Origin of the sequence: Jatrophihabitans sp. (assembly GCA_036389035.1) — a bacterium.
GTDB lineage: Bacteria > Actinomycetota > Actinomycetes > Mycobacteriales > Jatrophihabitantaceae > Jatrophihabitans_A.
The window spans coordinates 19,564-29,048 of record DASVQQ010000003.1; the positions used below are offsets into that span (position 1 = coordinate 19,564).

Here is a 9,485-nt window from a genome sequence, read left to right on the forward strand (position 1 = left end):
CGCCCGCCGCACGAAACCGCTACCTGGCCGAACGAAACCGCTACCTGAAGGAAGGGCCACGTGAACACCGACGAGCACTGGTTCACCGCCGGCACCGATCCGGCCGGTGCGATGCGGCTGTTCCTCTTCCCCTTCGCGGGCGGCAACGCCAACAGCTTCCTACCCTGGCAGGAGCTGCTCGGACCGCGGCTGGAACTGCGGGTCGCCCAGCTGCCCGGTCGCGGCGTCCGGCTGTTCGACCCGCCGCTGGCCGACCTGGACGAGCTGGTCGCGCGGCTGACCCGGGCGGTCACCGGCCTGGCCGACCGGCCGTTCGCCTTCTTCGGTCACAGTCTCGGCGCGCTGGTGGCCTTCGAGGTGGCCCGGCAGCTGCGCCGGGCCGGCCGGCCCGCGCCGATCAGCCTCTGGGTCTCCGGCGCCGAGAGCCCCCGGACCCGGCTGGTGCGCCGCCGACTGCACACGCTGGCAGACGCCGACCTGATCGCGGCGCTGGTCGATTACAACGGCACGCCCGCTGAGATGCTGCAGAACCAGGAGCTTATGCAGCTGGTGCTGCCCGGGGTGCGCGCTGACTTCGCCCTGAACGAACGCTATCTCTACCGGCCCGAGCCGCCCCTGGACCTGCCGATCCACCTGCTGCTCGGCGATCAGGACCCCCATGTGGAGGCCGACCGGGCCGCCGGCTGGTCCTTCGAAAGCAGCCGGCCGGTGCGGCGACACCTCTTCCGGGGCGATCACTTCTTCCTCGACGCCCACCGGCACAGCATCGCCACCCTGCTGGCCGGCACCGTGGCCGAGGAGGCCGCCGAGCTGACAGGTCGCGGCCGGCCGGCCGCCGAGTCAGGACGGGCGCTGTGAACGCCGCGAACCCCTACCAGTCCCTACCGGCCCGCTCGTTCTGGCGCTCGGCGGTGGCCGAGCCCGAGATGGCCGACATCGACGAGCTGTGGACGCCGAAGTTCGCGCTCGGGCAGGACGATCCGATCCTGACCGCCGGCTCCTGCTTCGCCCGCCATATCGGCCGGACGCTGCTGGAGCTGGGGATGAACTGGCGCGACGCCGAGCCGGCGCCGCCCGGATTGACCGCCGCGCAGCGATCAGCCCGCCAGTACGGGGTGTTCTCGTTCCGCACCGGCAATATCTACACCGCGGCGACGCTGCGTCAGTGGCTCGGCTGGGCTACCGGCGCGACCGACCCGGGCACCGAGAGCTGGGCCGAGGACGGCCGGCACTTCGATCCGTTCCGCCCGTCCGTGGAGCCGGATGGCTACGACTCGGCCGAGGCGATGCTGGCCGCGCGCGAGGTGACCCTGGCGGCCATCCGGGGCGCCGTGGCCGAGGCGAGCTGCCTGGTCTTCACGTTGGGCCTGACCGAGGCCTGGCATGACCGCGCCACCGGGATGACCTACCCGATGTGCCCCGGCACCGTGCGCGGCGTCTTCGATCCCGAGCGGCACCTGTTCAGCAACCACGGTTTCACTAAGGTGCGGCAGGACATTCTCAGCGCCGTCGAGCTGGCGCACGCGGTCAACCCGGGGTTGCGAGTCCTGCTCACGGTGTCGCCGGTGCCGCTCACCGCGACCGCCACCGGCCGCCATGCCCTGACCGCCAACACCTACTCCAAGTCCGTGCTGCGCGTGGTCGCCGGCGAGCTGGCGGACGAGCACCCGGACATCGACTACTTCCCCGCCTACGAGATCATCACCGGCATCCCGTTCCGGGGCGCCTTCTTCGAGCCGAACCTGCGCTCGGTCACGGCCGAGGGCGTGGAGTTCGTGATGCGCCGGTTCACCGCCGCGCTCAGCCGGCAGGCGGCCCAGCAGGCCGACCAGCGTCCGGCCGGCCGGCCCGAGTCCGGGGAGGGAGAGGACCTGCTCTGTGACGACGCCGTGCTCGACTACTACAACGCCCGCTAGCGCCATGCCCACCAACGCGGCATCCGCGCGGTTCCTGCTGCTGGGCGACTCGCACGCCGGCGTGATCGGCCGGGCGGCCAAGGCGGCCGGCATCGGCTTCAGCGGCGGCCCGATCGGCTCCGGCCGCGACTTCAACGCCGGGTTCCTCGAGCTGCGAGGCGAGGACGTGGCGTTTCGTGACTCCGAGGCGCACGCCTACTACCGCGGCTTTCTGGACGAGCTCGGGGTGGACGCCCTGGGGCAACTCGGCGTTCCGGTGGTCTCCACCTTCGGCTTCAACGTGCACACCTTCGCCACCACCCAGAACTGGCAGTTCTACCGGGCAGCCGGCGGGGACTTCGCGCCCGGCTTCCTGACCAGCCGGCTCTTCGACGAGATCGTCCGGGTGATGGCCCGCGACGCGCTGGCCTTCTACCGCCACGCCGCCGGCCTGGGGCTGCGGGTGCTGGCGGTGTTGCCGCCGCAGCGGGTGCCGGCGATGGCTGACCCGCAGGTGTTCCTGGCCGCGCAGGACGTTATCGCCGGCGCGCTGACCGAGCTGGGCGTAGAGCTGGTGGACCTGCGCGCGCGGGTCACCGACGCGACCGGTTTTCAGCGACCCGAGCTGTGCGAGGCCGGCGACCCGATTCACGGCAACCTGGCCTTCGGCCGGCTGGTCCTCACCGATCTGCTGGACCGCGGGCTGTGACCGCTTAACCTGCAAGAGAGTTCGACGAAGGAGCACCGACAATGGACAAGTACCTGCTCGCGGCGGCGGAGCGCTTGACGACCCGTGAGCCCGAGAAGTATCAGCAGCTCTCGGTCCAACCGCTGACCCCGGTGATCGGCGCCGAGGTGTCCGGCCTGGACCTGTCGAAGGAACTCACCGCCGAGCAGTTGGCGGAGGTGAAGCACGCGTTCCTGACCTATCACGTGCTGGTGTTCCGCGATCAGATCCTGACCGTCGAGGACCACAAGCGGTTCGCCGGGTACTTCGGCGAGCTGCGCCGCCGGCAGCTGTCCGAGCTCGACGACGGCGACCCGGCCGTCCTGGAGATCAGCGCCGACAAGGACTCCAGCTTCGTCGACGGCAACGACTGGCACACCGACGGCACCGCCGACGCCGAGCCGTCGCTGGGCTCGATGCTCTACGTCACCCGGACGCCGGAGATCGGCAGCGGCGGCGACACCATGTTCGCCAACATGCACCTGGCCTACGAGCTGCTCTCGCCGCACATGCAGAACTTCCTGGACGGCCTGACCGCCGTGCACGACGGGTTGATCCCGTGGCAGGGCTATCAACCACCGCCGGAGTACGTCGTCCCCAAGTCCGAGCACCCGGTGGTGGTGCGCCATCCCGACACCGGGCGCAAGCTGCTGTTCGTCAATCCCGGGTTCACCTCGCACATCGTCCAGCTGTCTTCGATCGAGAGCCGGGCGCTACTGGACCTGCTGTTCGGCCTGGTGCCCAACAAGCCGCTGCTGAGCTGCCGGGTGCGCTGGACGCCCAACACGCTGGTTTTCTGGGACAACCGCTGCACCCAGCACCACGCGATCTGGGACTACTACCCGCATGCCCGCTACGGTCAGCGGGTGTCGATCAACGGCACCCGTCCCACCGCCTGACCCTTCTGTTCCGCATTGCGCGTCAGTCCAGCTGGAACGCGACCAGGCCCTGGTTCTGCAGTCGCTGGAAGGCCGCCACCGCTTCGGCGGTGGGCACCCCGGCGAGTTCGGCGATGTCGGTCACGCTGCGCTTGCGGTCCACCCGGGTCATCAGGTCGTACTCGGTGCCGTCCAGCCGGCTGCGGTGGCCGGTCCGGGTCCGCACCAGCTGCCGGATCGGCCCGACCGCGCCGCGGCTGGTCGGCACCTCGGACTCCAGCGTGAGGTTCGGTGAGAGCACCGGCACCAGCCCGGCCGGGTCGGCGGCCCGGGCCGCGCGGACCTTGCTGACCCTTCGGCCCTGCAGGTAGAGCACGTCGAAGTTACTGGCCAGAAAGCATTCCAGCGCGTCGGCCGGGGTCTCGACGATCGGCTCGCCGCGGATGTTGAACGAGGTGTTCAGCACCAGCGGCAGGCCGGTCAGGCCGTGAAAGGCCTCGATCAGCGCCCGGAACGAGCCCTGGTGGTCCGGTGCGACCGACTGGATCCGGCAGGTCCCGTCGGCGTGCGTGATGCTCGGCAGCAGCTCGGCGTGCTCGGGCCGGACCTCGGCCACGATGAGCATGAACGGGTCGTCCACGTCGAGATCGAAGTACTTGGCGGCGTGCTCGGCCAGCACCGAGGCAGCGTAGGGCCGAAACGGCTCGCGGAACTTCACGTGCTTGTTCAGGTAATCCTTCATGCCCGGCACCCGGGGGTCGCAGATGATGCTGCGATGCCCGAGCGAACGCGGCCCGAACTCGCTGCCCAGGTCGAACCAGCCCACCACCGAGCCGGCCGCGACGTCGGCGGCGGCCAGTTCGGCGACCCGGTCGCCGACGTCCTCCCAGCGAACCAGGTCGACGCGGTCGGTCAACGCCTCATCCACCTCGTCCGGGCGGTACACCCGGCCGTGGTAGTCGTGGCGATAGTCCCAGGTCGGCATCGAGCCGGTGAGCTCCTGGTGACCGTACAGCGCGGCGCCGATGGCCACCCCGGCGTCGCTGGCGGCGGGGGTGATGAACAGCTCGCTGAAGCTGGACTCGCGCAGCAGCCGGCCGTTGGTGACGCTGTTCAGGCCGACGCCGCCACTGACCGCGAGCCGGCTGGCGCCGGTGCGCCGGTGCAGGTCCTCGGCAAGGTGCAGGATCGCCCGTTCCAGCTCGGCCTGCACCCTGGCGGCGACGTTGCGGCAGACCGCGTCCTGCTCGGCCGGCGCCTCCGACCGGGGCGGCACCTGGGTGATCCAGAGCGTGTCGATGTCCATCTCCGGGCCGGACAGGTCGACGATCGGTTCCGGAAAGGCGCCCGCGTCGCCGAACGCGGCCAATCCCATGGTCTTTCCGGCGTGCTTGAAGGAGCCGAAGATGTACTGCGAGGCGATCGAGTACATGTGCCCGAGGCTGGCGAACCGGAAGAACGGCCGGTTGGCGTGCCAGAGCGCCCATCGCTTGGAGACCACCGACAGCTCGCCGGAGCTGATCCGGTACAGCGATTCTGCCTCCTCCATCTCGGAGAACTCCGGCGCCGGGCCCAGGTCGGGCCGGCCACGGCGGTGGTACTCGCCGAAGGAGTACCCGCTGCCGTCCAGGATCAGCACCGCCGCGTCGGTGTAGCCCGAGGCCACCCAGGCGTAGTAGGCGTGCAGCAGGTGGTGCGACGGGTTGGTGATCAGCCGCCCCTGATAGCCGCCGAGCTCGTTGACGTCGTAGTCGTTGACCACGTACTCGTTGAGCACGATGCAATCGACCGCGTTCAGATCGGGCAGGCCGGCGTAGTCCAGGCAGTACTGAATGGCCAGCTGCGGAAAGCCATCGTGGTACTTGACCCGGCTGAGCCGTTCCTCGCACACCGCGACGACCAGCTCGCCGTTGATCAGCAGGCAGGCCGAGGCGTCGTGCGCGCTGTTCAGGCCCAGAACGATGGTGTCGGTCATGCCGGGGTCGTCCCGGCCGGCGGCGGCGTGCTGGCCCGGGTGTGCTCGCGCAACGCGTCCCCTCTCTCGCACGAGCCGCACACAACGCCTCCGTGCTTCGCCTATCTTCGACAGCGAAAGGACTTTAACCGAGCCGGGCCGCTCCGCTGGGCCATTCCGGAAGTCTTGTAGACATCCGCCCGGAACCCGGCGCGGTCAGCAGACCCGGCGCGGTCAGCGGAACCGGGCCAGGCTGTCGGCCAGGCCCTCGGCCAGCCGGGTGTAGGCGGCCTGGCGGCGCTCGACCTGGGTGGTGGCCTCGTCGCCCGCTTGATCGGCCTGGTTGGCACAGGCGTGCGCGCAGGCATGCACCAGGGCGAACGGATAGGAATCGGCGTAGGCCTGGGCATCGCCCGAGGCGTAGGCCGCCGCCAGCACGGCGGCGTTGGCGACGGCGTTGGACTCGGCGTAGGACTTCCGGTTGGAATCGGTGCTCATCTTGGCGTAGGAGTCGGCGAACTGGATCGCCCCGCTCTCGCTGAAGTCGTTGGCGTGGGCATAGGCGATGGCGCTGGCCCGGGCGGTGGCGTAGGCCTCGGCGTAGCCGTAGGCCTGCTGGTACAGCGTGCGCAACGCCGGCTCGATCGCCGCCCGCCAGTCCGCTTCGCCGAACCGCTCACCGGCCGCCGCCCGGGCGTGCATCCGCTGCAGGTCGGCGCCGGCGGCCTCGTCCGGGGACGGTTGGTCGGTGACCTGCTCGGGCACCGCCGGCTCGCAGGCCCGCAGGATCAGCGGGACGACGGTGCGGGCCTGCCAGTCGTGCACCACCTCGAACGGCGCCTGCCCGAGGGAATCGGCGATGCGCCGGGCCCAGCCGGCCGCGGTGCCGGGGTCCTGGCCGTCGTACAACGTCATCAGCAGCTGCGGCAGCCAGGCCGGCAACTGCCCGGAGGCGAGCAGCCGCTCGAAGGTCACGGCGCCACCCGGTGGATCGCTCACCTGCCAGATCGTAATGTCGCCGCCCTCGTTCCTGCTGCCTTTCCGCTCGAATAGCGGCTCATCCGTGGCCGGCCGTACTGGCTGAAGGAACGGTAGGTTTGCCGGGTGGCTGACTGGTTCTACCTCCGGCAGGCCCGGTGACCCCGCCGGAGCCGGTCCGACTCGGTGACTCGGCCTGGAGCATCTGGCCTGACATCGCGGTGCGCGGCGCCGGCTTTCCGGCCCGGTTGGTGCTGACGCTGTGCGATCCGGCGCTGGCAGCGGCGGCCGACGCGGCGCCGGACGCCACCCAACCCCACTACCAGGGCGCCTACACCGCGGCGGTCCGGCGGCTGTCCGAAGCGGTCCGGGCGGTCGCCGCGGACCGGCGGTTCCGGGAGGCGGTCGCCTGGCAGAACCCGGCGCTGGTGCCGACCTGCCTGGACAAGATTCGGGCCGGTGAACCGCGCAACGCCCGGGGGCGCAACCACGAGCAGGCCATCGTCAGCTACCTGCAGCGCTACACGCTGAAGAACGAGACCATCGGGTTCTTCGGCCCGGTCGGCTGGGCGCGGGCGACCCCCGGCGCCGTGGCGCTGTCCGTCCGGCCGGGCACCGGTCTGCTGACCCGCCGCACCACGTACTTCGAGAGCTGGGGCATGGACGAGCTGGCCGGCGCGATCGCCGAACTGCCCGGAATTCTTGGATGGTTGCGCCCGCGCCGCGACACCGCCTGCCAGCTGGAGGGCGCTGTGATCCGCTACCCGGACGGTGACAGCCGAAAGCTGACGCCGTTGCAGGCGCGGCTGTTCGCGCTGGCCGACGGCAGCCGCACGGTCGCTCAGTTGCGGGCCGAGCTGGGTGAGGCCTCAGAGCAGGCGCTGGTCGAGCTGGACCGGCTCGGCCTGGTGGTGCTGGCTCCGATCGGCCCGATCGAGGCCTATCCCGAGCGCACCCTGGCGGCTCAACTCCAGCTGATCACCGATCCACAGGTGCGCGAGACGGCCTTGCGGCCGTTGACTGAACTGGTCGCCGCCCGGGACGCGGTGGCGGCGGCGTCCGGCAATGCCGAGGACGTGTTGGCCGCGACCGAGGCGCTGCGCGCGCTGTTCGTCGAGCACACCGGGCAGGCCGGCACCCGCAGGTCAGGCAGCAGCTACGCCGGGCGCACCCTGTCGTACCAGGACGCCGTGCGCGACGTGCGGATCGAGGTCGGCGCGGCGGTGCTGGACGCGCTGGCCGGCCCGCTGACCATCGTGCTGGACAGCGCCCGGTGGTTGCTGCACCAGCTGGCACGCCGGTACCGGGAGCTGTTTGCCCAGCTGTACCAGGGTGAACGGGAACGCACGGGTGAGGACGAGCTACCGCTGGCCACCTTGCTGATCCTGGTCGCGCCGGCGCTGTTCAGCGTCGGGCGCACGCCGCCGGAGCCGATCGAGCAGATCCTGCGGGAGTTCCAGCGACGCTGGCGCGAGGTGCTGGGGACTGCTCCGGAGACCGGCTGCCAGCAGGTGAGCCGCGCCGAGATCTCGGAGCGGGCGGCGGCGGCGTTCGCGGTCGGTGACGAGCCGACCTGGAGCACCGCGATCCACCACAGCCCGGACGTGATGCTGGCCGCCGGCAGTGCCGAAGCGGTTGCCGAGGGGGACTTTCTGCTGGTGCTCGGCGAGCTGCACATGTCGGTGAACACCATGGAAGGCAGGCTGTTCGTCGAGCAGCACGAGGAACCGGAGCGGCTGCTGCGGTGGGCCGAGGCCGACCACGCGGGCCGGCGGATCTACGGCATTCCGACGAAGAACTCGATGATGGTGTCCTCGCGGGGCGCGCCGCCGTCGGCGCTGCTGTCACCGACCTGGACGTACTGGTCCCGGTCGGAGTGGGTGGACGCGGCCTGGCCGCCGGCGCCGGTGCTGGCCGCGGCTGACCTGGTCGTCACCGGCTCACCCGCCGACGCAGGGTCACCCGCCGACACCGAGTCACCCGCCGACCTGGTGGTGCGTTCCCGGAGCACGGGCGCGGAGTACGACCTGCTCGAGGTGCTCAGTGATTTCATGGCCGGCGCGGCGATCAACGCGTTCCGGCCGCTGTCGAGTGCGGGGCATCAGCCGCGGGTGCTGATCGACCGGCTGGTGCTGAGCCGGGAGTCGTGGCGGTTGCCGGTGTCCGAGGCCGGCTGGGCGTTGATCAAGGATGAGAGCGAACGATATCTGGAAGCGCGGCGGTGGCGGGCCAGGTGCGCCCTGCCCGAGCGCGGCTTCGTCAGCGTGCCGGTCGAGGACAAGCCCACCGCGGTCGATTTCGGCAGTCTGGCGCTGGTGAATCTCTTGACCAAGCTGATCCGGCGCACCGCCGAGGCCGATCCTGCCGCGACCGTCCGGATCACCGAGATGCTGCCCGACGTGGGCCAACTGTGGCTGCCCGACGCCGAGGACGAGCGCTACAGCTGCGAGTTCCGGATGGTCGCCGTGGACGGCCGCCACCCATCCTGAGGCGACTCGTGGCTGAATGCCGGCGATCGCCGGATGAGCGCAGAGTTCGGGCCAGGCGCCGATGCGACGCCTGGCCCGAACCTGCTTGCTGCCTTACTGAATCACTAGCTGTGTATCTGGATCACTGGTGCCGCTGGGTCTCGATCAGCTCGCGGTGAGCGAGGTGTCATCGATGACGAAGGAGGTCTGCAGTGAGCCGTCTTCCACTCCGGTGAAGCCGACCGTGACGGTCTGCCCCGCGAAGGAGGAGACGTTGAAGGACCTGAGCACGTAGGTCGTTCCCTTGTTCAGGTTCGAGTACGTGGCCAGGGTGGTGGCGTCGATCTTGACGGTGAGCTTGTCATAGGCGACCGTCGTGGTGGTCTCAGCGCTGGTGATGCGCAGGTAGAACGACAGGGTCGCCGCGCAACCTGACGGGATGGCCACCGACTGGGACAGGGTGTCGGTGCGGGTGGTGCCGTAGCCGTTCATCCAGGCCTTCCAGGACCCGGTGCGCGCCGGCTGGCCGGTGGAGTTGTCGATCACTCCGGCCGAGGCCGACCACGGTGCTGCGGAGCCGGTCTC

The 9,485-nt window shown here is 70.4% G+C and carries 8 protein-coding genes; 5 read left to right on the plus strand and 3 right to left on the minus strand.

Annotation, left to right across the window (positions count from 1 at the left end):
- Positions 1-60: 60 nt before the first annotated feature.
- The 4 genes from VF557_01650 to VF557_01665 are packed head-to-tail and all read left to right on the plus strand — an operon-like array spanning position 61 to position 3,521.
- Entirely contained in the window at positions 61-858 is a 798-nt protein-coding gene (locus VF557_01650) for an alpha/beta fold hydrolase (GenBank protein HEX8078893.1), read from the plus strand.
- Positions 855-1,916, plus strand: a complete 1,062-nt coding sequence (locus VF557_01655) for a GSCFA domain-containing protein (protein HEX8078894.1) — start codon at positions 855-857, stop codon at positions 1,914-1,916. Before VF557_01650 ends, VF557_01655 begins: the two co-directional genes overlap by 4 nt.
- A gap of 4 nt (positions 1,917-1,920) precedes the next feature.
- A complete protein-coding gene (locus VF557_01660) occupies positions 1,921-2,604 on the plus strand; it encodes a hypothetical protein (GenBank protein ID HEX8078895.1) in 684 nt (227 codons plus the stop codon).
- A gap of 41 nt (positions 2,605-2,645) precedes the next feature.
- On the plus strand, positions 2,646-3,521 hold the full coding sequence (locus VF557_01665) for a TauD/TfdA family dioxygenase (GenBank protein ID HEX8078896.1): 876 nt from the start codon (positions 2,646-2,648) through the stop codon (positions 3,519-3,521).
- A gap of 22 nt (positions 3,522-3,543) precedes the next feature.
- On the opposite strand, the gene VF557_01670 is transcribed toward VF557_01665, so the two are convergent.
- Together VF557_01670 and VF557_01675 are read right to left on the minus strand one after the other, a co-directional pair.
- Positions 3,544-5,475 (minus strand): carbamoyltransferase C-terminal domain-containing protein, encoded by a 1,932-nt coding sequence (locus VF557_01670; protein HEX8078897.1) that lies wholly within the window; start codon positions 5,473-5,475, stop codon positions 3,544-3,546.
- A 213-nt stretch (positions 5,476-5,688) separates the two neighbouring features.
- Positions 5,689-6,453, minus strand: a complete 765-nt coding sequence (locus VF557_01675; GenBank protein HEX8078898.1) for a hypothetical protein — start codon at positions 6,451-6,453, stop codon at positions 5,689-5,691.
- A gap of 137 nt (positions 6,454-6,590) precedes the next feature.
- On the opposite strand from VF557_01675, the gene VF557_01680 reads away from it, so the two are divergent.
- Positions 6,591-8,921, plus strand: a complete 2,331-nt coding sequence (locus tag VF557_01680; protein ID HEX8078899.1) for a lantibiotic dehydratase — start codon at positions 6,591-6,593, stop codon at positions 8,919-8,921.
- Positions 8,922-9,065: 144 nt separating this feature from the next.
- Here VF557_01680 and VF557_01685 read toward each other — a convergent pair.
- The coding region (locus tag VF557_01685; GenBank protein HEX8078900.1) for a hypothetical protein at positions 9,066-9,485 on the minus strand (420 nt) is incomplete at its 5' end.

Excerpts from the sequence above, each read along its gene's own strand:
- VF557_01660 (HEX8078895.1), top strand. The coding sequence starts at position 1,921 with ATGCCCACCAACGCGGCATCCGCGCGGTTCCTGCTGCTGGGCGACTCG.
- VF557_01665 (HEX8078896.1), top strand. The coding sequence starts at position 2,646 with ATGGACAAGTACCTGCTCGCGGCGGCGGAGCGCTTGACGACCCGTGAG.
- VF557_01670 (HEX8078897.1), bottom strand. The coding sequence starts at position 5,475 with ATGACCGACACCATCGTTCTGGGCCTGAACAGCGCGCACGACGCCTCG.